General features: G+C 71.3%; 26 protein-coding genes. 12 read left to right on the top strand and 14 right to left on the bottom strand.

All coding sequences use genetic code 11. From position 1 onward, the window contains the following. Positions 1-15: 15 nt before the first annotated feature. A complete protein-coding gene (locus tag ACGFZS_RS12760) occupies positions 16-1,293 on the top strand; it encodes a thymidine phosphorylase (protein WP_393795461.1) in 1,278 nt (425 codons plus the stop codon). A 29-nt stretch (positions 1,294-1,322) separates the two neighbouring features. On the opposite strand, the gene ACGFZS_RS12755 is transcribed toward ACGFZS_RS12760, so the two are convergent. Next, positions 1,323-2,243: an AEC family transporter gene (locus ACGFZS_RS12755; protein ID WP_365694846.1), complete on the bottom strand. Its 921-nt coding sequence runs from the start codon at positions 2,241-2,243 to the stop codon at positions 1,323-1,325. A 152-nt stretch (positions 2,244-2,395) separates the two neighbouring features. Here ACGFZS_RS12755 and ACGFZS_RS12750 point away from each other — a divergent pair, with 152 nt between their 5' ends. Continuing rightward, entirely contained in the window at positions 2,396-2,782 is a 387-nt protein-coding gene (locus ACGFZS_RS12750) for an STAS domain-containing protein (RefSeq protein ID WP_393795092.1), read from the top strand. On the opposite strand, the gene ACGFZS_RS12745 is transcribed toward ACGFZS_RS12750, so the two are convergent. Then, positions 2,666-3,679: a sigma-70 family RNA polymerase sigma factor gene (locus ACGFZS_RS12745; protein WP_393795091.1), complete on the bottom strand. Its 1,014-nt coding sequence runs from the start codon at positions 3,677-3,679 to the stop codon at positions 2,666-2,668. The two genes, ACGFZS_RS12750 and ACGFZS_RS12745, sit on opposite strands and share 117 nt — an antisense overlap. Before the next feature lie 97 nt (positions 3,680-3,776). After that, the gene (locus ACGFZS_RS12740) at positions 3,777-5,045 is read right to left on the bottom strand and encodes an MFS transporter (RefSeq protein WP_393795090.1); all 1,269 of its coding nucleotides are present in this window, start codon (positions 5,043-5,045) and stop codon (positions 3,777-3,779) included. A 63-nt stretch (positions 5,046-5,108) separates the two neighbouring features. On the opposite strand from ACGFZS_RS12740, the gene ACGFZS_RS12735 reads away from it, so the two are divergent. Continuing rightward, entirely contained in the window at positions 5,109-6,059 is a 951-nt protein-coding gene (locus ACGFZS_RS12735; protein WP_393795089.1) for a LysR family transcriptional regulator, read from the top strand. A gap of 54 nt (positions 6,060-6,113) precedes the next feature. Here ACGFZS_RS12735 and ACGFZS_RS12730 read toward each other — a convergent pair whose 3' ends face one another. Continuing rightward, entirely contained in the window at positions 6,114-6,878 is a 765-nt protein-coding gene (locus ACGFZS_RS12730) for an alpha/beta hydrolase (protein ID WP_393663702.1), read from the bottom strand. Between the two features lie 124 nt (positions 6,879-7,002). On the opposite strand from ACGFZS_RS12730, the gene ACGFZS_RS12725 reads away from it, so the two are divergent. Beyond that, positions 7,003-8,160 (top strand): adenosine deaminase, encoded by a 1,158-nt coding sequence (locus ACGFZS_RS12725; RefSeq protein ID WP_393795088.1) that lies wholly within the window; start codon positions 7,003-7,005, stop codon positions 8,158-8,160. 151 nt (positions 8,161-8,311) lie between these two features. After that, on the top strand, positions 8,312-8,665 hold the full coding sequence (locus tag ACGFZS_RS12720; RefSeq protein ID WP_355715606.1) for an ATP-binding protein: 354 nt from the start codon (positions 8,312-8,314) through the stop codon (positions 8,663-8,665). A gap of 95 nt (positions 8,666-8,760) precedes the next feature. Here the strand turns inward: ACGFZS_RS12720 and ACGFZS_RS12715 are convergent, their stop codons facing one another. The 5 genes from ACGFZS_RS12715 to afsQ1 form a co-directional block, all read right to left on the bottom strand. Further along, positions 8,761-8,961, bottom strand: coding sequence for a PspC domain-containing protein (locus tag ACGFZS_RS12715; RefSeq protein WP_365694833.1), 201 nt, complete (start codon positions 8,959-8,961; stop codon positions 8,761-8,763). Between the two features lie 95 nt (positions 8,962-9,056). Next, positions 9,057-9,608, bottom strand: coding sequence for a VanZ family protein (locus tag ACGFZS_RS12710; RefSeq protein ID WP_393663699.1), 552 nt, complete (start codon positions 9,606-9,608; stop codon positions 9,057-9,059). Positions 9,609-9,814: 206 nt separating this feature from the next. After that, on the bottom strand, positions 9,815-10,417 hold the full coding sequence (locus ACGFZS_RS12705) for a hypothetical protein (RefSeq protein ID WP_393795087.1): 603 nt from the start codon (positions 10,415-10,417) through the stop codon (positions 9,815-9,817). Beyond that, positions 10,417-12,036, bottom strand: a complete 1,620-nt coding sequence (locus tag ACGFZS_RS12700; protein WP_393795086.1) for an ATP-binding protein — start codon at positions 12,034-12,036, stop codon at positions 10,417-10,419. The genes ACGFZS_RS12705 and ACGFZS_RS12700 overlap by 1 nt, the downstream gene beginning before the upstream one ends. After that, entirely contained in the window at positions 12,033-12,710 is a 678-nt protein-coding gene (afsQ1, locus tag ACGFZS_RS12695; RefSeq protein WP_177232965.1) for a two-component system response regulator AfsQ1, read from the bottom strand. Before afsQ1 ends, ACGFZS_RS12700 begins: the two co-directional genes overlap by 4 nt. Before the next feature lie 266 nt (positions 12,711-12,976). On the opposite strand from afsQ1, the gene ACGFZS_RS12690 reads away from it, so the two are divergent. Then, on the top strand, positions 12,977-13,723 hold the full coding sequence (locus ACGFZS_RS12690) for a SigE family RNA polymerase sigma factor (protein ID WP_359218093.1): 747 nt from the start codon (positions 12,977-12,979) through the stop codon (positions 13,721-13,723). Between the two features lie 231 nt (positions 13,724-13,954). On the opposite strand, the gene ACGFZS_RS12685 is transcribed toward ACGFZS_RS12690, so the two are convergent. After that, entirely contained in the window at positions 13,955-14,590 is a 636-nt protein-coding gene (locus ACGFZS_RS12685) for a uridine kinase (RefSeq protein ID WP_355715589.1), read from the bottom strand. Between the two features lie 127 nt (positions 14,591-14,717). Here ACGFZS_RS12685 and ACGFZS_RS12680 point away from each other — a divergent pair, with 127 nt between their 5' ends. Beyond that, positions 14,718-15,122, top strand: a complete 405-nt coding sequence (locus ACGFZS_RS12680) for a hypothetical protein (protein ID WP_393795085.1) — start codon at positions 14,718-14,720, stop codon at positions 15,120-15,122. A 66-nt stretch (positions 15,123-15,188) separates the two neighbouring features. Here the strand turns inward: ACGFZS_RS12680 and ACGFZS_RS12675 are convergent, their stop codons facing one another. Genes ACGFZS_RS12675 through deoC form a run of 3 tightly spaced genes read right to left on the bottom strand, consistent with a single transcriptional unit; the run spans position 15,189 to position 18,476 of the window. Further along, entirely contained in the window at positions 15,189-16,073 is an 885-nt protein-coding gene (locus tag ACGFZS_RS12675) for an aldehyde dehydrogenase family protein (RefSeq protein WP_393795084.1), read from the bottom strand. Further along, the gene (locus ACGFZS_RS12670; protein ID WP_393795083.1) at positions 16,066-17,502 is read right to left on the bottom strand and encodes an aldehyde dehydrogenase family protein; all 1,437 of its coding nucleotides are present in this window, start codon (positions 17,500-17,502) and stop codon (positions 16,066-16,068) included. The genes ACGFZS_RS12675 and ACGFZS_RS12670 overlap by 8 nt, the downstream gene beginning before the upstream one ends. 20 nt (positions 17,503-17,522) lie before the next feature. Continuing rightward, positions 17,523-18,476 carry a deoxyribose-phosphate aldolase gene (deoC, locus tag ACGFZS_RS12665; protein ID WP_365694911.1) on the bottom strand — a complete coding sequence of 318 codons (954 nt, stop codon included), beginning with the start codon at positions 18,474-18,476 and terminating at the stop codon, positions 17,523-17,525. A gap of 191 nt (positions 18,477-18,667) precedes the next feature. Here deoC and ACGFZS_RS12660 point away from each other — a divergent pair, with 191 nt between their 5' ends. From ACGFZS_RS12660 to ACGFZS_RS12650, 3 genes are all read left to right on the top strand, one after another. Then, positions 18,668-19,339, top strand: coding sequence for a PH domain-containing protein (locus tag ACGFZS_RS12660; protein WP_393795082.1), 672 nt, complete (start codon positions 18,668-18,670; stop codon positions 19,337-19,339). A gap of 194 nt (positions 19,340-19,533) precedes the next feature. Next, on the top strand, positions 19,534-19,920 hold the full coding sequence (locus ACGFZS_RS12655; RefSeq protein ID WP_393795081.1) for a peptidase inhibitor family I36 protein: 387 nt from the start codon (positions 19,534-19,536) through the stop codon (positions 19,918-19,920). A gap of 30 nt (positions 19,921-19,950) precedes the next feature. Further along, positions 19,951-20,838 (top strand): hypothetical protein, encoded by an 888-nt coding sequence (locus tag ACGFZS_RS12650; protein ID WP_393795080.1) that lies wholly within the window; start codon positions 19,951-19,953, stop codon positions 20,836-20,838. A 31-nt stretch (positions 20,839-20,869) separates the two neighbouring features. On the opposite strand, the gene ACGFZS_RS12645 is transcribed toward ACGFZS_RS12650, so the two are convergent. Beyond that, on the bottom strand, positions 20,870-21,328 hold the full coding sequence (locus tag ACGFZS_RS12645; RefSeq protein WP_393795079.1) for an Lrp/AsnC family transcriptional regulator: 459 nt from the start codon (positions 21,326-21,328) through the stop codon (positions 20,870-20,872). A 173-nt stretch (positions 21,329-21,501) separates the two neighbouring features. On the opposite strand from ACGFZS_RS12645, the gene ACGFZS_RS12640 reads away from it, so the two are divergent. Both ACGFZS_RS12640 and ACGFZS_RS12635 read left to right on the top strand, forming a co-directional pair. Next, positions 21,502-22,137 carry an AzlC family ABC transporter permease gene (locus tag ACGFZS_RS12640; RefSeq protein ID WP_393795460.1) on the top strand — a complete coding sequence of 212 codons (636 nt, stop codon included), beginning with the start codon at positions 21,502-21,504 and terminating at the stop codon, positions 22,135-22,137. Beyond that, positions 22,130-22,459, top strand: a complete 330-nt coding sequence (locus ACGFZS_RS12635) for a branched-chain amino acid transporter permease (RefSeq protein WP_393795078.1) — start codon at positions 22,130-22,132, stop codon at positions 22,457-22,459. Before ACGFZS_RS12640 ends, ACGFZS_RS12635 begins: the two co-directional genes overlap by 8 nt. Positions 22,460-22,472: the final 13 nt, after the last annotated feature.

The raw sequence follows: 22,472 nt of genomic DNA, 5'->3' as shown, positions 1-22,472 counted from the left end.
AACGCCATGGCCGCCATGGACGCCATCTCCGTCATCCGCACCAAGCGCGACCGCGGTGAGCTCAGCGACCAGCAGATCGACTGGGTCATCGACGCCTACACGCGCGGCGAGGTCGCCGACGAGCAGATGTCGTCGCTCGCGATGGCCATCCTCCTCAACGGCATGAACCGCCGCGAGATCGCCCGCTGGACCGCCGCGATGATCGCCTCCGGCGAGCGCATGGACTTCTCCTCGCTGTCCCGCCCGACGGCCGACAAGCACTCGACGGGCGGCGTCGGCGACAAGATCACGCTGCCGCTGGCGCCCCTCGTCGCCGCCTGCGGCGCGGCCGTCCCCCAGCTCTCCGGCCGCGGCCTCGGCCACACCGGCGGCACCCTCGACAAGCTGGAGTCGATCCCCGGCTGGCGCGCCCTGCTCTCCAACGAGGAGATGCTGAACGTGCTGGACACCACCGGCGCGGTCATCTGCGCGGCGGGCGACGGCCTGGCCCCCGCCGACAAGAAGCTCTACGCGCTCCGTGACGTCACCGGCACGGTCGAGGCGATCCCGCTGATCGCCTCCTCGATCATGTCGAAGAAGATCGCCGAGGGCACCGGCTCCCTGGTCCTGGACGTCAAGGTCGGTACCGGCGCCTTCATGAAGACCATCGAGGACGCCCGCGAGCTGGCCTCGACGATGGTCGGCCTCGGCACCGACCACGGCGTGAAGACGGTCGCCCTCCTCACCGACATGTCCACCCCGCTCGGCCTCACCGCCGGCAACGCCCTCGAAGTCCGCGAGTCGGTCGAGGTCCTCGCCGGCGGCGGCCCCTCCGACGTCGTGGAACTCACCCTCGCCCTGGCCCGCGAGATGCTCGACGCGGCCGGGGTCAAGGACGCCGACCCGGCGAAGGCCCTCGCCGACGGCTCGGCGATGGACGTCTGGCGCCGGATGATCGCGGCCCAGGGCGGCGACCCGGACGCGGCCCTGCCGGTCGCCCGCGAGCAGCACGTCATCACGGCCCCGTCCTCCGGCGTCCTGACCCGCCTCGACGCCTACGACATCGGCGTCGCCGCCTGGCGCCTGGGCGCCGGCCGCGCCCGCAAGGAGGACCCGGTGCAGGCCGGCGCCGGCATCGAACTCCACGCCAAGCCCGGCGACACGGTCACCGCCGGCCAGCCCCTCCTCACCCTCCACACCGACACCCCGGAACGCTTCGAGTACGCCCTCCAGTCGGTCGAGGGCTCGTACGACATCGCGGCGGCGGGCACCGAGTTCACCGCGTCGCCCGTGGTGCTGGAACGTATCGCCTGACGAGGGTGCGGCAAGGCGCTGCCGGGGTGTCACCCCAGCAGCGCCGCCACGACCACCAGGACCGGTACCGCGAGCACCGTCGAGAGCAGGATCGAGTCGCGGGCCAGTTCCTCGCCGACGCGGTAGGTGCTGGCGTAGGTGTAGAGGTTCTGGGCGGCGGGGAGGGCGGAGGTGACCGTCACGTCGAGCAGGGGGGCTCCGTGGAGGTCGAAGACGGTGGAGGCCAGCGCCCAGGCGGCGAGCGGCTGGCCGACCGACTTCAGGGCGACGGACAGGAGGACGGGGTGGCGGTCGCGGCCCCGGCCGGGGAGCGTGCTGCCGTGCAGGGAGATGCCGAAGGCGAGCAGGACCGCCGGGACGGACATGTTGCCGATCAGGGTGAGCGGGTCCATCACCGGGCCGGGGACATGGACGCCCAGGCCGGACACCGCGACGCCGGACAGTGAGCCCACGGCTATCGGGTTGCGCAGCGGGGCGAGCAGGCGCCGCCACCACGGGCCCTTCTCGCCCATCCCGGACACGTCCAGGATCGTCAGGGCGACCGGGGTGAGGATCACCACCTGGAAGAGCAGTACCGGTGCCACCAGGGACGCGTCGCCCAGGACGTACACCGCGATCGGGATGCCGAGGTTTCCGGAGTTGACGTAGCTGGAGCAGAGCGCGCCGATCGTGGTGCGGCCCACGCCCCAGTGGCGCCCGACCCCCACCGCCACGAACGCGCCGGCCGCCGCCGCCGTGCTCAGCGCCGTCACCAGGAGACGGCTGGAGAAGATCACCGCCAGGTCGGCCCGGGCGAGGGTGGTGAAGAGCAGGGCGGGGGAGGCGACGTGGAACGCGAGCTTGGTGAGGACCTCGCGGCCGTTCACGCCCAGGTGGCCGCCGCGGCCCAGGACATAGCCGACGGCGATGACGATCGCGATGACCGCGAAACCGCTCAGCACCCCCTGCACGGGACCCCCTCGGCGGGAGCCGGAAGGCCGTCGGACATCGGGGGCGGTACTGATCCGTGGGGCATACAGCTAACCCTCGGGTGCGGTCAGGTGCAGGTCAACGTTGTGATCCTTGTGATCTGCGCGACGGTACGGAGAACCGCCCCCTGCCGATGAGTTGTCAGACCCTCGGCGGTCTACCGCCCGTGGATGCCGTGACCCCCGCCGTGCTCATGCTGTCGGGCCCCGTCGCCAGGGACGAGGTGCCGGGGCTCTGCGACGACGTGCGAGTGCTGCTCGGGGCCGGCGCGGCCCGGACCGTCGTCTGCGACGTGGGCGGTCTCGGGCCGCCGGGGCTCGCCGCGGTGGATCTGCTGGCCCGGCTGGAGCTGACGGCCCGCCGGGCCGGCGGACGGATCCGGCTGCGGGACCCCGACCCGGCGCTACGCTCCCTCCTCCGTTTCGTCGGCCTTCGCCTCCAGCTGGAGGGGGAGGTCGAAGAGCGGGAACCAGCGCTTGGTGTCGAGGAAGAAGTGGAACCCGGTGAGCCGGCCGTCTGAGATCTCCAGGACCTGGATCGACCAGGGGCTCCAGCCGCCGGTGTCCGGGTCGGGCTTGTACTGGGCGAACCCGGGCAGGCCGTTGACCTGGACCGGGAACAGCCGCGAGCCCTCGCAGGCGGAGCCGATGGTGGTCATGAAGCCGGCGATGTCCTCGTGGCCGGTGAGCCACAGGTCGAACGGCGGCATCGTCATGATCGCGTCCTCGTGCAGGAGCGCGGTCAGGGCGGTCATGTCGTAGCCCTCGAAGGCCGCGACATAGCGCTCCAGGAGCTTCTGCTGTTCCTCGTCGAGGGCGTTGGAGACCTCGGCATCGGCGCCCGACTGCTGCTGCTCGGCCAGCGTGGCGCGGGCCCGCTGCAGCGCGCTGTTGACCGAGGCGACCGAGGTGCCGAGCAGCTCGGCGACCTCGCTCGCCTTCCAGGCCAGCACCTCGCGCAGGATCAGCACCGCCCGCTGCTTGGGCGGCAGTTGCTGCAGGGCGGCCATGAAGGCGAGCCGGATGGATTCCTTGGCCACGGCCGCCTCCGCCGGGTCGTGCAGGGACGGCAGCACGCGCGCGTCGGGCACCGGCTCCAGCCAGGTGTTGTCGGGGCGGGGCGAGAGCGCCGCCTGGGCCAGCGGCGTCGACTCGGAGAGGTCCATCGGGCGGGCCCGCTTGTTGCCCGCGTTCAGCATGTCCAGGCAGACGTTCGTCGCGATCCGGTACAGCCACGACCGCAGGCTGGAGCGGCCCTCGAACTTCTCGTAGCTCCGCCAGGCCCGCACCAGGGTGTCCTGCACCGCGTCCTCGGCCTCGAAGGACGAGCCGAGCATGCGGTAGCAGTACCCGGTCAGCTCCGTCCGGTGCTTCTCCAGTGCGACGTCCAGCTCCGCCGTCGCCGTGCTGTCACTCATTGCCGTCCACCCACCCCTGTGGCCGTTCCTGTTCGCGCGCCATTGCGCTCCAGCACTTGAAAGCTAGCGCAGGGGACTGACAAAGGCGGGGCGTTCGTCAGTGGGCGTCGGCCAGGATCTGGCGGCGGGCCGCCAGTGTGCCCAGGGCCGTGATCGTGACGACGCCCAGGATCGCCAGCAGGCCGACGCCGACCGTGCCGGACCAGCCGCTGGCGTGGAAGGCCAGCGCGCCGATGGTGCTGCCCGCGCTGGAGCCGATGTAGTACGCCGACTGGTAGAGGGCCGAGGCCTGGGCCCTGCCGTGGGTCGCCGTCTTGCTGACCGCCGAGGAGGCCACGGCGTGGCCCGCGAAGAAGCCCGCGGTGATCAGGACCAGGCCCAGCAGGACCAGCGGGAGCGAGTCGGCCAGGGAGAGGAGGAGGCCGGTGGCCGTCGTACCGCCGCCCAGGTAGAGGGCCCCACGGCGGCCCAGGCGGCCGACCAGTCGGCCCGCCGTGGACGCCGACACCGTACCCACCAGGTACACCAGGAAGATCGAGCCGATGACGCCTTGAGGAAGCGAGAACGGCTCCTCGGTCAGGCGGTAGCCGATCACCGTGTACACCCCGCCGAAGACGGTCATGAAGAGCGCGCCGATCGCGTACAGGCGGCGCAGCAGCGGGTTCGCGAGGTGGTCGCGGACCGTGGCGAGCAGCCGGCGCGGGTGCAGCGAGCCCGCCCTGAAGTGCTTCGGCGCGGGCAGCAGCAGCCGGAAGGCCACCGCGCAGCCCACCGCGATCAGGCCGATGGTGCCGACGGCGACCCGCCAGCCCCACTCCTGCGCGACCCAGCCGGTGATGACCCGGCCGCTCATCCCGCCGACGCTGTTGCCCGCGACGAACAGACCGATCGCCGTGACCAGCGCCCGCGGCCGGACCTCCTCCGCCAGGTAGGCGGTCGCCGACGCCGGCAGCCCGGCCAGCGCCGCGCCCTGCACACCGCGCAGCACCACCAGCACGCCGAGCGAGGGCGCGAAGGGGACCAGCAGACCCACGGTCACCGCCACCGCCAGCGACGCCGTCATGACCGTACGGCGTCCGAAGCGCTCCGACAGCGCGCTCATCGGGATGACGAACAGCGCCAGACCGCCGGTCGCCGCCGCCACCGTCCAGCTCGCGTCGCTCGCGGAGACGCCGTAGCCGTCCGAGATCAGCGGGAGCAGGGCCTGCGTGGAGTAGAGGAGGGCGAAGGTCGCGACACCGGCGAGGAAGAGCGCGAAGCTCATCCGGCGGTAGCCGGGACCGCCCGGCGTCAGACGGGAGTCGGAGGCGGCGGGGGACGAGACGGCGTCCAGGGTGGTGGACGCCCCGGTACTGGCGGGAGACATGCCTCGAACGTACGGACCCGCCCGCTGATCCGTCCAATGCATGGAATCGCCATAATCGTTCCCATGGAGCATCAGCAGAGGTCGGCGGGGCGCCTGTCACCGTCCAGTGACACAGAAGACATGACGATGTTGCTGGCTCCACGCCTCGCGTACTTCGCCGGCGTGGCCCGCACGGAGCATGTCACCAGGGCCGCCCAGGAACTCGAGGTCCCCCAGTCCACCCTCTCCCGCGCGATGGCCCGCCTGGAGCAGGACCTGGGCGTCGACCTCTTCGCCCGCCACGGCCGCACGGTCTCCCTCACCCCCGCCGGCCGCACCTTCCTCACCTCGGTCGAACGCGCCCTCGCCGAGATCCGGCGCGCCGCCGACGAGGTCCGCGCCGACGCCGACCCCACCACCGGCAAGGTCGCCTTCGGCTTCCTGCACACCATGGGCGCCGAGACCGTCCCCGGCCTCCTCCACGCCTTCCGCGCCGACCACCCCCGCATCCGCTTCAGCCTCGTCCAGAACTACGGCGAGGCGATGATCGAGAAACTCCGCGCGGGCGAACTGGACCTGTGCCTCACCTCGCCGGTGCCGGACGCCCCGGACCTCGTCGCCCGCCGCCTCGACGAACAGAAACTCCGCCTGGTGGTACCGGCCGACCACCCCCTCGCCACCCGCCGCCGCATCCGCCTCGCCGAGGTCGCCGACGAGACCTTCGTGACCCTGGAACCGGGCTACGGCCTTCGCCGCATCACCGACGACCTCTGCAAGGAGGCCGGCTTCAAACCCCGCATCGCCTTCGAGGGCGAGGAGGCGGAGACACTGCGGGGCCTGGTGGCGGCCGGGCTGGGGGTGGCGCTCCTGCCCCCACCGGCCTTTCCCCGCCCGGGAGTCGCCGAACTGACGGTCACGGCCCCACGGGCGGCGAGAGAGATCGGCGTGGCGTGGCTGGAGGGCCATCCGGACACGCCCCCAGTGGCCGCCTTCAAGAAGTTCTTGCTTTCAAGGCGGGGGAGTCTTCTTGCCTAGGGGCGCGGGGAACTGCGCAAAACCACCCACGTACTCGCACCCCGAACCCGAACCTCAGCCCTTACGAAGCGACCGCCCGAACCCCGCGGCAAGTGGCATCCGCAACCCGATCGGCGGCGGCGCCGCCAGCGCGTCCTCCACCGGCCGCGACACGGCGTGCCCGTACAACGCCCCCATCACGAAGTCCGACGCCAGCGCCAGCACCTCGTCCCGGTGCTGATGCAACCCGTGCCCGTCCGAGTGCACCTCGAACCGGCACACCTCCCGGTTCGCCTTCTTCGCGCGCGCCGCCAGCTGGAACGACAGCTCGGGGTCGGTGCGTTCGTCGTTCGTGCCGTGCACGAACAGCACCCGCCGCCCCGCCAGCTGGCGAACCGGTTCCTCGGGTGCCGCCACATCCGCCTCCGGCAGCCAGGGGGCGATGGAGACGACGGAGTTGACCGCCTCGTGCCCGCCCGCGTGCAGCGCGGCCCGGCCGCCCATCCCCACCCCGAGCAGGCACACCGGCACATCGCCGTACCGCCGTACGACCTCGTCGGTCGCCCAGCCCGCGTCCTCCGCGAGGTTCGCCTCGGTGCCGTTCCAGCCGCGGTAGCGGTAGTGGACGACGTGCGCGGCCAGTCCCTCGTCCCGGCCGTCCCGGGCGAGCCGGCGGCCGAGCGCGCGGACGAAGGCCGTCGCCCATACGAGGGACGGGCGGCGCGCGGAGACCTCCTCCCCGCCGGGGAGGAGCAGGACCGCCCCGCTCACCGTCGTCGGCTCCTGGCCGACTGCCCTGCTCAGGCTGGCCGTTCGGACCGGCGTCGCTTGCTGTGCCATGACAGAACAGTGTCAGAAGAAGCGGTGTACGCGACCCGTCCGTGCGGTCACCGTTGCGTATCGACGGCAAAGGGAATTCATCGAGTACCCGGCGATCTACGCGCGTAGGAGTTACAGTGCGGAAATGACGAGCCAGAGCACCGCCAACACCCCGACGCCGGAGCAGATCCGCCGGGCACCGAAGGTTCTGCTGCACGACCACCTGGACGGCGGCCTGCGCCCCGGCACCGTCGCCGACCTCGCCCGGGAGACCGGGTACGCCGGGCTCCCCGAGACCGATCCGGACAAGCTCGGCATCTGGTTCCGCGAGGCCGCCGACTCCGGCTCGCTGGAGCGGTATCTGGAGACGTTCTCGCACACCGTCGGAGTCATGCAGACCCGGGACGCGCTCGTCCGGGTGGCGCGCGAGTGCGCCGAGGACCTCGCCGAGGACGGTGTCGTCTACGCCGAGGTGCGCTACGCCCCCGAGCAGCACCTGGAGCAGGGGCTTACCCTCGAAGAGGTCGTCGAGGCGGTCAACGAGGGCTTCCGGCAGGGCGAGGCGCTCGCCCGGGAGAACGGCCGGCGGATCCGGGTCGGCGCCCTGCTCACCGCGATGCGGCACGCGGCCCGCTCCCTGGAGATCGCCGAACTCGCCAACCGCTACCGGGACCTGGGTGTCGTCGGCTTCGACATCGCCGGCGCCGAGGCCGGGTACCCGCCCACCCGGCACCTCGACGCCTTCGAGTACCTCAAGCGCGAGAACAACCACTTCACCATCCACGCCGGCGAGGCCTTCGGGCTGCCGTCGATCTGGCAGGCGCTCCAGTGGTGCGGCGCCGACCGGCTCGGGCACGGGGTGCGGATCATCGACGACATCCAGGTCCACGAGGACGGCACGGTCAAGCTGGGCCGCCTCGCCTCCTACGTCCGCGACAAGCGGATCCCGCTGGAGCTGTGCCCCAGCTCCAACCTCCAGACCGGGGCCGCCGACTCCTACGCCGGGCACCCGATCGGGCTGCTGCGCCGGCTGCACTTCCGGGCCACCGTGAACACGGACAACCGGCTGATGTCCGGGACCAGCATGAGCCGGGAATTCGAGCATCTCGTCGAGGCGTTCGGTTACACGCTCGACGACCTGCAGTGGTTCTCCGTCAATGCGATGAAATCAGCGTTCATTCCTTTCGATGAACGCCTGGCCATGATCAATGACGTGGTCAAGCCCGGATATGCGGAACTCAAATCCGAATGGCTGTTCCGGCAGACCGCCTCCACCAGCGGTTCTGTCGACTCGGAGGACTGAGCGGGCGTTCGGACGGGGAGCGGAATACGGACAGGCTTTCACAAGTCGTCCGCATTTCGGTGTTTGCGGCGGGCGGTCCGGCATGTTTACGGTCGTGGACCGCTCAGCGCGTTATCGATCCCCGTCACCGCATTCCAAGGACGCATTGAAGATGAAGCAGTCTGCTGCCAAGACCCTCGGTGTCGCCGCCCTCGGTGCCGCCTTCGCCGCCGTCGGCGCGGGCGCGGCCAACGCGGCCCCGGCCGTCCCGGACGCCCCGCAGGCCCTGGACACCGTCACCAGGACGCTGCCCGCCGAGAACGTCTCCAAGGCCCTGCCGGGCGCCGGTGAGGCCGTCCAGCAGGCGCAGGGCGCCCTCGGCGGCGGGCTGACCGCCGTCCAGCCGGCCGTCCAGCAGGTTCTCGCCGACGGCCCGACCAAGCCGGTCGCCGGCCTCCTCGGCGGGCTGCCGCTGCAGGGCCTGCCCACCCACGGCCTGCCGGTGAACGGGATCCCGCTCGGCTGACCCGCCCGGCCGACGCGACGCCGTCGGGGCGCCCCGGACATGTGCCCGGGGCGCCCCGACGGCGTTTGTCGCACCACGGGCGACCCGCGCGCGCATCACCAGGCGGTGGAGGCCTTCTCCTCCGAGGGGAAGAGGATCCACAGCGCGATGTAGAGAACGAACTGCGGCCCCGGCAGCAGACAGGACAGCAGGAAGATCACCCGCATCGTGGTGGCGGAGGTGCCGAAGCGCCGGGCCAGCGCGGCGCACACTCCGCCGATCATGCGGCCATGGGTGGGGCGGGCGAGGCTGGACATCCGCGGCTCCTTCGTGAGCGTCCGGTCCGAGGCGGCCCCTGCGGCCCCTCGTATGCCCTCTACGCTACGGAGACGAACCGGGTCGAAGCGTCGCTCTACGGTGCGATCCCGACCCTGGGAATCGTCGGGGTACGACCCTGAGCCGCTTCCTCCTGCGGGAGGGCCGCGGGGCGCCGCCGCTCACCCTGCCGGCGGAGCCGGGAGCGGGCCGCCGGAACCACCGCCAGATGCGCGAGGACCACGCCGACGGTGTTGAGCAGAACCGAGTCGACGTCCACCACACGGCCGGGCACCCCGGTCTGCAGCAGGGCGATGCCCAGCGAGATCAGGGCGCCCGCGGTGGCCGTACGGACCAGGGAGGCGAGCGGGGAGACCCGGAGTCTGCCGTGCGCCATCGGCAGCAGCACCCCCAGCGGGGCGAGCAGCGCCAGCCCCTCACCGATCCGGTGCGCGGCCTCGCGCCAGCCCAGTGCCAGATCGGCGCGGATACCGGCGAACGGGTGCAGGTTGGCGGGCATCACCCAGGGCACGTCCAGCGGCCGCAGCATCAACCAGGCGACGAACGCGAGATGTGCGACAAGGAGGACACCCCCTGTCACACGGACGCGAATCCCGGCGCTCCCGCCGATGGAGCCTTGACGCTGCACGCCCCACAAGACGCGCCCGCGCACACGATCGGTTCCGGATCCGACGATGAGGCCTCGGACACACGATACGGAAAGCGCCCCTTAGGGGCGCTGGGGGTACCCCCGGCCGAAGGCTGGGGGAGGAACTGCGCGAGCAACCGAACGCGACCCGCACCCGCCCCGAAACCCTCGGTGGCACCCCCTGAGGCGCCGAACCGCCCCTCACCTCACCCGGAAGCAACATCAGTGGACGGCGGCCGGTTCCCGCTCGGCGCGTTCCGCACCGCGTCCGTGCACTCGTACCGCCGCAACGGCTCCGTCCCCGGCCCGCCCAGGATCACCGACCCGTCCCCCTCCGCCGCCGCCGAGTCGGAGAGCGTGCACACGATCTGGGCGAGCGCGTACGACGTCAGCTGCGGCGGCGACGTGCTCAGCCGCAGCGTGTCGTCGGGGTCCCCGGCGCGCGGCCCGCCGACGCTCATCCCGCCCCGCACATACGTCGTGTAACCGGCGTCCTTCTCGGCGGCCGACGGCGTCTCGGCGAGCTGGTCCAGCAGCCCCTGGGCGACGATGACCCGCCGCTGCGCGTCCGCCGTGCCCTCCGGCACCCGCACCTCCCGGTCCACGGTCACCAGCGAGGCGCCGCACAGCAGGAACACCTGCACCGGCACCCCGCGCGCGGTCTGCGCCGACAGATCCGGCTGGGTCATCGAGCACGGCACCCGCGACGGCGCCCCGCCGAAGTCGGTCGGCACCTCCGTGGCCCGGATCCCGCACCCGGAGAGCGCCAGCGCCAGCCCGGCGACGGCGAGGAGTCTTCGTACATGCATCAGGCGTCCTTCTCCCCGGCGGCCCCGGACTCCCCGGCGGCCCCGATGGCCCCGGTGGTCCCCGTGGCCCCGGTGTTCCCGCCGTCCTTGCTCTCCTCGGCCAGCGCCGAGGCGTCCCGGGGCAGCCGCAGGGTGAACACCGCGCCCCCCTCGGGAGAGTTGGCGGCGGTGATCGAGCCGCCGTGGATCCGGGCGTTCTCCGTCGCGATGGACAGGCCCAGGCCACTGCCCTCGGACCGCGGCCGGGAGGCGCTGGCCTTGTAGAACCGGTCGAAGACGTGCGGCAGCACGTCCTCCGGGATACCGGGCCCGTGGTCCCGTACGGCGATCACCAGTTCCTCCCCGTCGATCCGCACCGACACCCGCACCGGCGAACCGCCGTGCTTGAGCGCGTTGCCGATCAGGTTGGCGAGGATGACGTCGAGGCGGCGCGGGTCGAGGCGGGCGTGGATGCCGCGCTCGGCGTCCAGATCCACCGCGTCCAGCCAGGCGCGGGCGTCGATGCAGGCGGTGATCTGGTCGGCGAGGTCGACGTCGTCGAGGACGAGACGGGCCGTACCGGCGTCGAAGCGGGTGACCTCCATGAGGTTCTCGACGAGGTCGTTGAGGCGGCGCGTCTCGCTGACGACCAGCCGGACGGCGGGCTCGATCATCGGGTCCATCGACCCCGACTCCGCCTCCAGCTCCTCCTCCAGGATCTCCGTCACGGCGGTGATCGCGGTGAGCGGGGTCCGCAGCTCATGGCTCATGTCGGCGACGAACCGCCGGGACGCGTCGTCGCGCGCGGCCATGTCGTCGACCCGTTTCTCCAGCGCCTCGGCCGCGTCGTTGAACGTCCGGGAGAGATCGGCGAGTTCGTCCGTGCCCGACACCCGCAGCCGGGTGTCCAGCTTGCCCTCGCCGAGTCGCCGGGCGGCCACCCCCAGCCGGTGCACCGGCTTCAGCACCGTCGTGGCGGCGGCCTGCGCGAGCAGCGCCGAGCCGATCAGCGCCAGCCCGGTGGCGATCCCCAGCGACCACGCCAGCGAGTTGAGGTCCTTCGCCTCCGGCTCCAGCGACTTCATCATGTAGCCGGTCGGCCCGCCGCCGATCAGCCGCGTCCCGGCGACGAGATACGGCGTCCCGTGGTCGACTACCCGCTGCCAGTACAGGTGGTACGCCGACTTGTTGGAGTCGGTCACCTTCTGCTGCTTGTCGACGGCCTTGCGCAGCGACGTCGGTACGTCGTCGAGCGCGAACGCGCTGAGCCCGTCCGAACTGCCGTACACCGTCTTGCCGTTGCCGTCCTCGCCGACCAGCAGCACGCTGAACCGCTGACTGCTGTTGGCCATCTGCCCGGCCGTGCGCTGCAGTTCGTCCTGGGTCGGGTGCACGGGCAGCGCGCCGGCCCGGTTCTGCATCTCCTGCTGGAAGTCGCGCAGCACCGCGTCCTGGGTACGGGTGAGCACGGCCTCGCGGTTGAGCCAGTACGCGATGCCGGACGCGGAGACGGCGGCGGTCAGCGCGACGAGCCCGAAGACCACCACCAGCCGCAGCCGCAGACTGGTGAAACGCAGCCGGGACACGGCTCCCTTGCGATCCGAGGCCCAGCCGCGGAAACCCTCCTGCCGGTCGGTCACTGAGGGGCGTCCAGGCGGTAGCCGACACCACGCACGGTACGGATCAGGGTCGGCGACGAGGGCACGTCCTCGACCTTGGCGCGCAGCCGCTGCACACAGGCGTCCACCAGCCGGGAGTCACCGAGGTAGTCGTGCTCCCAGACCAGCCGCAGCAGTTGCTGCCGGGACAGCGCCTGCCCCGGCCGCCGGCTCAGTTCGAGCAGCAGCCGCAGCTCGGTCGGGGTGAGCTGGAGGTCCTCGCCGTTCTTCGTCACGGTCATCGCGCTGCGGTCGATGACGACGTTGCCGAACGTCGCCGAGTCGGTGGACTCCCGCTCCCCGCGCCGCAGCACGGCCCGGATCCGGGCGTCGAGCACCCGCCCCTGGACCGGCTTGACGACATAGTCGTCGGCGCCGGACTCCAGGCCCACCACCACATCGATGTCATCACTGCGCGCGGTGAGCAGAATGATCGGCAACTGGTCCGTGCGCCGGATGCGCCGGCACACCTCGAACCCGTCGATGCCGGGCAGCATGACATCGAGGACGATCAGATCGGGCCGCTGCTCGCGCAACAGCTTCAGACCGTCCTCACCGGTCGCAGCGGTGGCCACCCGGTGTCCCTGGCGGGTCAGAGAGAGCTCCAGGGCCGTGCGGATGGCGTCGTCGTCCTCGATCAGCAACAGGGAAGGCACGGGCTCATTCTGGCCCATGCGGGCCCCGTCGTACGACCTGTGCGGCTCGTAGCCCTCCGCGAACCTCGCTAGCGCCACGACCTGTGCACCCCCTGTCGACTCTCTGTGCCGGACCCCTGTGACAGGTCTGTGACAGTCGGCGGATACGGCCGTGAAGGTGGCCCGGCAGAGTTCTCGGCACAGGCAAGCGGGCCACCGGCCAAGAACCGGGCGGCACGGAGCCTGGGCAAGCCGAACTACCGGAAGTCCACGACGGGGGGCGCGAGATGAACACGCTGATCGGTCACAGCACCAGCGCAGTGATCACGCGTCTGCACGACGTGCACCGGGGTTCCGAGAAGTCCGGTGCCGTGAGCGGGCGGGGGTGCGCTCGCGGCACCGGGCGTCAGCACACCGGTTACATGACGGTGGTTGACGGCTTCACGGGGGAAGCACACGGGGGAACCGGGGGAAGCGCATACGGGGAGGACACGGGGGAGCGTCGCTCGCTGACCGAGGCGGAGTTCACCGCCTACGTCCAGGAGCGCCGCGCCTCCCTGTACGCGACCGCCTACCACCTGACCGGCGACCGTTACGAGGCCGAGGACCTGCTGCAGAGCGCGCTGTTCTCGACGTACAAGGCGTGGGACCGGATCAGCGACAAGGCCGCGGTCGGCGGTTACCTCCGCCGCACCATGACCAACCTGCACATCAGCGCCTGGCGGCGCCGCAAGCTCAACGAGTACCCGACCGAGGAACTGCCGGAGACGCCCGGCGACACGGACGCGATGAGCGGCACCGAGCTGCGCGCGGTCCTGTGGCAGGCGCTCGCCCGGCTCCCCGAACTCCAGCGCACCATGCTGGTCCTGCGCTACTACGAGGGCCGCACGGACCCGGAGATCGCGGAGATCCTCGACATCAGTGTCGGCACGGTGAAGTCCAGCATCTGGCGGTCGCTCCGCCGGCTGCGCGAGGACGAGGTCCTCAGCTTCGGCCGTGACGAGGAGAACGCCTTCGGGGAGCTCGTCGCCTGAAGGTAAGGGGATCCGGGGGGATCCTGACGGGGAAACCGGGGGAACACGGGGGACCGGGGGAGGGTCCGGGGGGACTCACGGGGGATACACGGGGGACAAGCGGGTCCGGGGGGACCTGGGGGAAAGCACGGGGGAGCTCCGCCACGGGGGACACGGGGGTGTTCGGCGGAGCAACGGGGGAAGCGGGACTGGAGGGCCGGGGGGTCCATCCAGTCCCGCTTTTTTTCGTGCCTACGCGGGCGTGCGGTCGCGGCTCTGCCGGCCCACCGCGGCCGCCGCCATCCGGCCCAGTGCCTCGTCCCGGTCGCAGGGGTGCGCGCCCAGCGCCACCTGGCGGGCCACGATCGTGCGTTCCGCGCGCATCAGCCGCCAGCCGCGGCGCAGCAGGAACGGCACCGACTTGCGGCCCTCCCGGAGGTCCCGCAGGAAGCGGCGCCGGAACGTCTTCACCGGCCCCCGGCTCAGGCACAGCGCGTCGGCCAGCAGCCCCAGCTCACGGCAGCGCTCGACGATCTCGGCGGCGAAGATGCCCTCCGCGATGAAGAGGGGGGTGCGGCCGATGTCCAGCGTCTCCTCGCCGGTGCGGGCGCTCAGTGATATGTCATATACCGGTACGGCCGTCGAGCCCGTGGCGCACAGCCGTCCGATGGCTTCGACCGCGATCTCCGCGTCCCAGGACTCCGGGTGGTCCCAGTCGATGTCCGAACTCCCCGCCACCGACGGCAGGGTCGGGTCGTCGCCCTCCTTGTAGAAGTCGTCGAGGCGCAGGACGGGCAGCCCGGAACGGGCGGCGACCAGTGACTTGCCCGAGCCCGAGGGGCCGCACAGCAGCACGACACGGGCGGGGGACGGGGGATGAATGCTCACGGAACACCAGTTTGACGCATGGTGGGCCTCCTGCCGACCCCGCGGGTCGGCTTTGGAGCGTGAGTCACACCTCAACTACCCTGTGTGCCGACCTCATTACCCTGCGCACCGGAAGGTGGCACCAGCGATGTCCCGACACGCGTCCTCCCCGAACCCGACCGCTCGGCGTGCCCTGGCCGCCCTCGCCACGGCAGGCGTCGCGCTCGGCGCGGGCGCCGCGACCGCCGCCGCGGACGCCCAGCCCGTCCTGGACGTGGTCCGCACCCGGCCCACCTCGCTCGGCCAGATCGACCCGCAGGCGGGCATGCAGGCGCTGGGCGGCGTACTGCCGTACGTCACCGGACCGGTGGCGGGCCTCAAGCCCAACCCCCTCGCGGGCACGGGCGTGGACCCGCTGGACAACGGCATCGGCACCCAGCTGGCCGACTTCAAGCCGCTGACGTCGAAGATGCTGACGGGACCGCTGGCGCAGGCGCCGTCGATCGGGTCGCTGCCGGTGGTGGGACAGATCCTCGGAGGCGCCGGGAGCTGAGCGCCCCGTAAGGGGCGCGGGGAACTGCGCGACCAGCCACGACCGGCCCGCAGTTCCCCACTGTGCTCAGTAGGACGAACCCGACGCTCCCAGCGCCCCCGTCGGGTGCCACACCGTCTTCGTCTCCAGGAACGCCGTCATGCGGTCGGTCCCCGGGGTCGCGGAGTAATCCACAGGCTGTGGACGCAGGACGCGCTTGAGGTTGTCGGCCGCCGCGATCTCCAGCTCCTTCGCCAGCGCCTCGTCGGCGCCCGCGAGGTCGATCGCGTTGACGTCCTGGTGGGCGGCGAGGGGCGCCGCGATCTCCGCCGTACGGCCGGAGAGGACGTTGACGACCCCGCCGGGGACGTCGGAGGTGGCGAGGACCTCGGCGAGGGAGAGGGCCGGGAGCGGGGAGTTCTCGCTCGCGATCACCACCGCCGTGTTGCCCGTGGCGATCACCGGGGCCAGGACGCTCACCAGGCCCAGGAAGGACGACTCCTGCGGGGCCAGCACGGCGACGACGCCCGTCGGCTCGGGGGAGGAGAGGTTGAAGAACGGGCCCGCGACCGGGTTGCCGCCGCCGACCACCTGGGCGATCTTGTCGGTCCAGCCCGCGTACCAGACCCAGCGGTCGACGGTCGCGTCCACGACCGCGGCCGCCTTGGACTTGCCGAGGCCCTCCGCGTCGGCGACCTCGCGCACGAACTGGTCCCGGCGGCCCTCCAGCATCTCCGCGACGCGGTAGAGGACCTGGCCCCGGTTGTAGGCGGTGGCCCCGGACCAGCCGCCGAACGCCTTGCGCGCGGCGACCACGGCGTCCCGGGCGTCCTTGCGGCTGGACTGCGGTGCGTTGGCGAGCCAGTTGCCCTTGGAGTCCGTCACCTCGTACACCCGGCCGCTCTCGGAACGCGGGAACTTCCCGCCGACGTACAGCTTGTAGGTCTTCAACACACTGAGTCGGTCAGACATCGAGGTACGCCTCCAGGCCGTGGCGACCGCCCTCGCGGCCGAAGCCCGACTCCTTGTACCCGCCGAACGGCGAGGTCGGGTCGAACTTGTTGAACGTGTTGGACCAGACGACACCCGCGCGCAGCTTGTTGGCCACGGCGAGGATCCTCGATCCCTTCTCGGTCCAGATGCCCGCGGAGAGGCCGTACTGGGTGTTGTTGGCCTTGGCGACGGCCTCGTCCGGGGTGCGGAAGGTGAGGACGGACAGGACCGGACCGAAGATCTCGTCCCGCGCGATCGTGTGCGCCTGGGTGACGTTCGTGAAGAGCGTCGGGGCGAACCAGTAGCCGGAGGAGGGGAGTTCGCAGGCCGGGGACCAGCGCTCGGCGCCCTCCGCCGCGCCCTGGTCGGCGAGGGTGGTGATCCGGGCCAGCTGCTCGGCGGAGTTGATCGCGCCGATGTCCGTGTTCTTGTCGAGCGGGTCGCCGAGGCGGAGCGTCGACAGCCGGCGCTTGAGGGAGTCGAGCAGTTCGTCGTGGATCGACTCCTGGACGAGGAGACGGGAGCCCGCGCAGCAGACCTGCCCCTGGTTGAAGAAGATCCCGGTGACGATCCCCTCCACCGCCTGGTCGATGGGGGCGTCGTCGAAGACGATGTTCGCGCCCTTGCCGCCCAGTTCGAGGGTGAGCTTCTTGCGGGTGCCCGCGACGGTCCGGGCGATCTCCTTGCCGACGGCGGTGGAGCCGGTGAAGGCGACCTTGTTCACGTCGGGGTGGGCGACGAGCGCGGCGCCCGCGTCGCCGTAGCCGGGAAGGATGTTGACGACGCCCTTGGGGAGGCCCGCCTGGCGGCAGATGTCCGCGAAGAAGAGGGCGGACAGGGGGGTCGTCTCGGCGGGCTTGAGGACCACCGTGTTGCCGGTGGCGAGCGCCGGGGCGATCTTCCAGGCCAGCATCAGGAGCGGGAAGTTCCAGGGGATGACCTGCCCGGCGACGCCCAGGGGGCGCGGGTCGGCGCCGTAACCCGCGTGGTCGAGCTTGTCGGCCCAGCCCGCGTAGTAGAAGAAGTGCGCGGCGACCAGCGGGAGGTCCGCGTCGCGGGTCTCCTTGATCGGCTTGCCGTTGTCGAGGGTTTCGAGGACGGCCAGTTCGCGGCTGCGCTCCTGGATGATCCGGGCGATGCGGAACAGGTACTTCGCCCGCTCGGAGCCCGGCAGCGCGGACCACTTCTCGAAGGCCTTGCGGGCGGCCTTCACGGCACGCTCGACGTCCTCGGCACCGGCCCGGGCCACCTCGGAGAGGACCTCTTCGGTGGAGGGGCTGACGGTCTTGAAGACCTTGCCGTCGGCCGAGTCCGTGAACTCGCCGTCGATGAAGAGGCCGTAGGAGGGCGCGATGTCGACGACGGAGCGGGACTCGGGCGCCGGCGCGTACTCGAATGCGGTGGTCATCTTTTCCTTGGCCATGGTGATCAGTCCACCGTCACGTAGTCGGGACCGGAGTAGCGGCCGGTGGCCAGCTTCTGACGCTGCATCAGCAGGTCGTTCAGGAGCGAGGAGGCGCCGAACCGGAACCAGTGGTTGTCCAGCCAGTCCGCACCGGCCGTCTCGTTGACGAGGACGAGGAACTTGATCGCGTCCTTGCTGGTCCGGATCCCGCCGGCGGGCTTCACGCCCACCTGGACACCGGTCTGCGCCCGGAAGTCACGGACGGCCTCCAGCATGAGGAGGGTGTTCGCCGGGGTCGCGTTCACCGCCACCTTGCCGGTGGAGGTCTTGATGAAGTCGGCGCCCGCGAGCATGCCCAGCCAGGAGGCCCTGCGGATGTTGTCGTACGTCGACAGCTCGCCGGTCTCGAAGATGACCTTGAGCCGGGCCGCCGTTCCGCAGGCCTCGCGTACGGCGGTGATCTCGTCGTGGACCTTCAGGTAGTTCCCCGCGAGGAACGCGCCGCGGTCGATGACCATGTCGATCTCGTCGGCCCCGGCGGCGACCGCGTCGCGCACGTCGGCCAGCTTCACGTCGAGCGCGGCGCGGCCGGCCGGGAAGGCGGTGGCGACGGAGGCGACCTTGACGGACGAGCCGGCCACGGCCTCCTTGGCGGTGGCCACCATGTCGGGGTAGACACAGACGGCGGCCGTGGCGGGGGTCGTCCGGTCCGTCGGGTCCGGGTGGACCGCCTTGGCGCCGAGCGCCCGGACCTTGCCCGGGGTGTCCGCGCCTTCCAGCGTCGTCAGGTCGACCATCGAGATGGCGAGGTCGATGGCGTACGCCTTCGCGGTGGTCTTGATCGAACGGGTGCCGAGCGAGGCGGCACGCGCCTCCAGGCCGACCGCGTCGACGCCGGGCAGCCCGTGGAGGAAGCGGCGCAGTGTGCTGTCGGACGCGGTGACGTCAGCAAGTGCGTGGGGTGCGGTGGTGGGCATGGTCACCAGCCGAGCATATCTACGCGCGTAGCGGCTGTACACCCCGAGGAACGGTTCTTGTGTAGGGCGGTACGGCAGGCGCCCCGTCAGGGGCGCGGGGAACCGCGCGGGCAACCACTCACGATCCGCACCCGCGCACCGGGCGCACACCCCACGGCGCCCGCGCGCCCGCCTGAGGCAGAATCGGCGACATGACCACGCCCCTCGTCAAGGACCACATCTACCGCTCGCCCCAGGCGCTGATCGGTGGTGTCCTGCTCCTCGTGATCGTCGGCTGGCTCGGCATCGACGCCCTGTTCCGGGGGCGCGGCCACACCCCCTGGCTCGCGCTCGCCGCGCTCATCCTCATCGTGCCGCTGGTCGTCGCCTTCACGCTCCGCCCGGCGGTGTTCGCGGGCGAGGACCGGCTGCGGGTGCGCAACCCGTTCCGGGTGATCACGCTGCCGTGGGGGGAGATCGCGTCGCTGCGCTCCGGCTACTCGAACGAGGTGATCGTCAAGTCGGGCGCGAAGTACCAGCTGTGGGCGATCCCCGTGTCCCTGCGCAGCCGCAAGAAGGCGGCCCGCCGACAGGCGCGGGCGGAGACGGACGCGCGGCGCGGGCGGACGGGGTCCGGCGCGGGCGCGGGCGGCGGGCTGGGCGGGTTCGGTGGCTTCGGCGGTGGCCTGCGGGGTACGGACGAGCCGGCCGGGCCGGTGCGCGCCGAGACCGACAAGGTGATGGACGACCTGCGCACCAGGCTGGAGACCAGGGGCGAGACGGAGTCGGCACAGGGCGAGATCGTGGTGCGCTGGGCGTACGAGGTGATGGCGCCGGCGGTGGCGGGCGCGGTGCTGCTGGTGATTCTGCTGGCGGTGCTCTGAGGAGAGGGCGACCGGTACGGGTGACCGGTACGGGGTGGCCGGTAGGGGGATTCCCATTCCTCCGTGGTTAATCGTCGTTGTCCCCCGGGGGGCAATCGGCCTCCTCTCGTTCAAGGTGAATTCACTCGTCGTGCCGAGGCTGGCCGGGCCATCACGCCATGACGGGAGACTTCGTGAGAAAAGCAGTGGCAAGAATGGGGACCTGCGTCACCGCCCTGGTCGCGGGCTTTGCGCTCCTGGGCGGTACGGCCGTCGCGCAGGGGCAGAACGGTGTCTGTGAGGACGGCGAATTCTGCGCCTTCCGGCAGATAAACTTCGACTGGGCCGCCGACTTCACGACGTCCGATGTCGACTGGAGCAACAACGAGTACCCGCTGCACGCGGGATATCCGGTGGACGACTCGTCGAGTTCGTGGTTCAACGCGACCGTCTGTACCGCCACCATCTATTCCGGGCAGGGGCGCACCGGATCGGCCATCACGATCGACGCGGGCGCCGACCTCCCGGATCTGCGCTACGTCTACCGGGATCCCGACTCGGACTGGAACAACGTGGCCAGCGGCCACGTCATCTCCTGCTGACCGGCGATGCGAAGGCGTGCGGTGGGGACGGTGGCCGGAGCGGCCTTGCTGGCTGCCCTGTGCCTGGGGGGACATCTGCTGGTCCCGGCCGGTGCCGGATCCTCCCCGCCGCGCGCGGGCGCCCGGGACATCGCGTCGGACCTGCGGGTGTCCCTGCCGCTCCAGGCCTACCAGCTCACCCCGAGGGAACAGGCCGACGCCGATCAGGCGCTGCAACTCCTCGTCCGCTCCTGCATGGAGAGGGCCGGCTTCACCTGGTACGTGCCGGCCGAGCCCCGGCCGAAGCCGGATCCGCTGGCGCGGCGGTACGGGGTCGTCGAGCGCCGGACGGCGGAGCGGTACGGCTACCACCCGCCGGCCGACAAGTCCTCCGGGGAGATCGCGCGGCGCCGCGAGCGGATACTTTCCGAGCCCGGCGCCGATGTCGCCTACTTCGGTTCCCAGGGGGCCAAGAACGCCGACAGGAATGCCGGGAAGAACACCGGCCGGGGCGGGGCGGGGTGTGCCTCTCTCGCCCAGCGGAAACTCATGGCCGGAGCCGACGGCTACCGCGGGGATATCGGTGCTCAGCTCTCCTGGGTCTCGCTGGAAATGTCCCGGAAGGATCCGCACGTGATCTCGGCCCGACGGGACTGGGAGAAATGCATGAGGTCGCGCGGCTATCGCTATGAAAGCCCGGAGAAGGCGATCGCGGACCCGGCGTGGCACCTGGATTCCCCGGTCGTCGGAAGCAGGGAAAGAGCGACTGCGCTCGCCGACGTCACGTGCAAGGAAACCGTCGCTACGGTGCGGATCTGGTCGCGGGCGGAAGGCGCGATACAGCGTCGCCTCATCAGGGAGAACGCGGCTCGGCTGAATGAGACGAGGCGTGGACTGGAGGCTTTCCGCCGCACTGTGCGGGCCGTGCTCGGCGGCTGAACCAGGAGGGTGACGGGGCCTGGAGCGGTGGTCAGTCGTCCGCCTTGATCTTCTTCATGGTCAGGTGGGACTCGACGCGCAGGATGCCCGGGAGGCCGGTGAGTTTGCCGGTGAGGAAGGTGTTGTAGGCGGCGTCGTCGGCGACGGCGACGCGGAGGAAGTAGTCGGGGCGGCCGTACATGCGGCGGAACTCGATGACCTCCTCGTAGGAGGAGAGCGTCTTCTCCAGGTTCTCGATGGTCCGCAGGTCGTTGGCGGAGACCTCGATGTCGATCATGACCTCCAGGCCCCGGCCGACGGCCTCCGGGTTGATGACGGCCCGGTAGCCGGTGATGACGCCGGCGTCCTCCAGGCGCTTGAGGCGGCGCAGGCACGGGGGCGGGGTGAGGCCCACCCGCTTGGCCAGTTCGACGTTGGTCAGGCGGCCGTCCTGTCGCAGGTGAAACAAAATGTCCCGGTCGATGGCATCAAGGTGCAGTTCATTGCGCACACCATCAGCTTAAGGGAATGATGGGAAACCATATGTGGCGACAATCCTCCTAAAATTTCAGCATGCGTACGGTTTCGGTCGCCGAGGGCGATCCCCCTCGTCCCGCCCCCGCTCCGGCCTCCCTGCCGGGGCGCCGGGCGAAGGCCCTCGCCGCCCTCAGGGACTCCGCCTCCGTGGGGCTCGGCCTGCTTCCGCTCGGCCTCGCCTTCGGGGTGCTGATCGTCCACGCGGGTCTGCCGTGGTGGTGCGCGAGCCTGTTCACCGCCGTCGTCTACGCGGGCTCGTTCGAGTTCCTGCTCGTGAACCTGGCCCTCGCGGTCACCCCGCTGGCGACGGTCGCGCTGACCGCCTTCCTGGTCAACGTCCGGCACGTGTTCTACGCGCTGTCCTTCCCTCTCGACCGGATACCCGGGCGGCTCGGCAAGGCCTACGGCACCTTCGCCCTGACCGACGAGGCCTACGCCCTGACCACCGGTGACCGGGCCCGGTCCTGGTCCGGCGCCCGCATCCTGTGGCTGCAGCTGTTCATGCAGTCGTACTGGGTCGGCGGCGCCACCGTCGGCGCCCTGCTCGGCTCGGCCGTGCCGGACGGCGTCGGCGGGCTGGACTTCGCGATGACCGCCCTGTTCGCCGTCCTCGCGCTGGACGCGGTCCGGGAGCGGCGCGGCGATCTGCCCACGCCGGTGCTCGCACTGCTCAGCGCCCTGGTCGCGCGCCTGGTGCTGCCCGGCCAAATGCTGCTCGTCGCGTTCGCCCTGTTCACCGCCGCGCTGCTGGTCCGGAGCCGCAAGGAGGAGTCCCGTGCCTGACACCCGTTACCTGCTGCTGGCCGTCGGCGTCTCGGCCGCCGTCACCTGGGCGCTGCGCGCACTGCCGTTCACCGTCCTGGCCTCGCTGCGGGCCAGCCGGACCGTGCGGTACCTGGGGGCGCGGATGCCCGCCGGCGTCATGGTGATCCTCTTCGTCTACTGCCTGCGCGACCTCCCGCTGACCCAGCCCCGCGCGCTCGCGCCCCTGGCCGCCCTGGCGGTCACCGTCGGGCTGCACCTGTGGCGCCGCAACGCGTTGCTGAGCATCATCGGCGGCACCGTCGTCTCCGTGGCCCTGGCCAGCACCGTCTTCGCCGGCTGACCCCTACAGTGGA

Origin of the sequence: Streptomyces sp. NPDC048288 (genome assembly GCF_043201555.1) — a bacterium.
Taxonomy (GTDB): Bacteria; Actinomycetota; Actinomycetes; order Streptomycetales; family Streptomycetaceae; genus Streptomyces.
Note: the sequence above shows the minus strand (reverse complement) of the source record. Positions and strands in the feature narration are given on the sequence as shown.

What these genes read in the sequence shown, in the direction of transcription:
- ACGFZS_RS12735 (WP_393795089.1), top strand. Translation starts at nt 5,109, where the DNA reads ATGGAGCATCAGCAGAGGTCGGCGGGGCGCCTGTCACCGTCCAGTGAC.
- ACGFZS_RS12670 (WP_393795083.1), bottom strand. Translation starts at nt 17,502, where the DNA reads ATGACCACCGCATTCGAGTACGCGCCGGCGCCCGAGTCCCGCTCCGTC.
- deoC (WP_365694911.1), bottom strand. Translation starts at nt 18,476, where the DNA reads ATGCCCACCACCGCACCCCACGCACTTGCTGACGTCACCGCGTCCGAC.
- ACGFZS_RS12730 (WP_393663702.1), bottom strand. Translation starts at nt 6,878, where the DNA reads ATGGCACAGCAAGCGACGCCGGTCCGAACGGCCAGCCTGAGCAGGGCA.
- ACGFZS_RS12745 (WP_393795091.1), bottom strand. Translation starts at nt 3,679, where the DNA reads ATGAGTGACAGCACGGCGACGGCGGAGCTGGACGTCGCACTGGAGAAG.
- ACGFZS_RS12720 (WP_355715606.1), top strand. Translation starts at nt 8,312, where the DNA reads ATGAAGCAGTCTGCTGCCAAGACCCTCGGTGTCGCCGCCCTCGGTGCC.
- ACGFZS_RS12655 (WP_393795081.1), top strand. Translation starts at nt 19,534, where the DNA reads ATGGGGACCTGCGTCACCGCCCTGGTCGCGGGCTTTGCGCTCCTGGGC.
- ACGFZS_RS12680 (WP_393795085.1), top strand. Translation starts at nt 14,718, where the DNA reads ATGTCCCGACACGCGTCCTCCCCGAACCCGACCGCTCGGCGTGCCCTG.
- ACGFZS_RS12760 (WP_393795461.1), top strand. Translation starts at nt 16, where the DNA reads ATGGACGCCATCTCCGTCATCCGCACCAAGCGCGACCGCGGTGAGCTC.
- ACGFZS_RS12740 (WP_393795090.1), bottom strand. Translation starts at nt 5,045, where the DNA reads ATGTCTCCCGCCAGTACCGGGGCGTCCACCACCCTGGACGCCGTCTCG.
- ACGFZS_RS12660 (WP_393795082.1), top strand. Translation starts at nt 18,668, where the DNA reads ATGACCACGCCCCTCGTCAAGGACCACATCTACCGCTCGCCCCAGGCG.
- ACGFZS_RS12705 (WP_393795087.1), bottom strand. Translation starts at nt 10,417, where the DNA reads ATGCATGTACGAAGACTCCTCGCCGTCGCCGGGCTGGCGCTGGCGCTC.
- ACGFZS_RS12715 (WP_365694833.1), bottom strand. Translation starts at nt 8,961, where the DNA reads ATGTCCAGCCTCGCCCGCCCCACCCATGGCCGCATGATCGGCGGAGTG.
- ACGFZS_RS12750 (WP_393795092.1), top strand. Translation starts at nt 2,396, where the DNA reads ATGAGTTGTCAGACCCTCGGCGGTCTACCGCCCGTGGATGCCGTGACC.
- ACGFZS_RS12675 (WP_393795084.1), bottom strand. Translation starts at nt 16,073, where the DNA reads ATGTCTGACCGACTCAGTGTGTTGAAGACCTACAAGCTGTACGTCGGC.
- ACGFZS_RS12690 (WP_359218093.1), top strand. Translation starts at nt 12,977, where the DNA reads ATGAACACGCTGATCGGTCACAGCACCAGCGCAGTGATCACGCGTCTG.
- ACGFZS_RS12725 (WP_393795088.1), top strand. Translation starts at nt 7,003, where the DNA reads ATGACGAGCCAGAGCACCGCCAACACCCCGACGCCGGAGCAGATCCGC.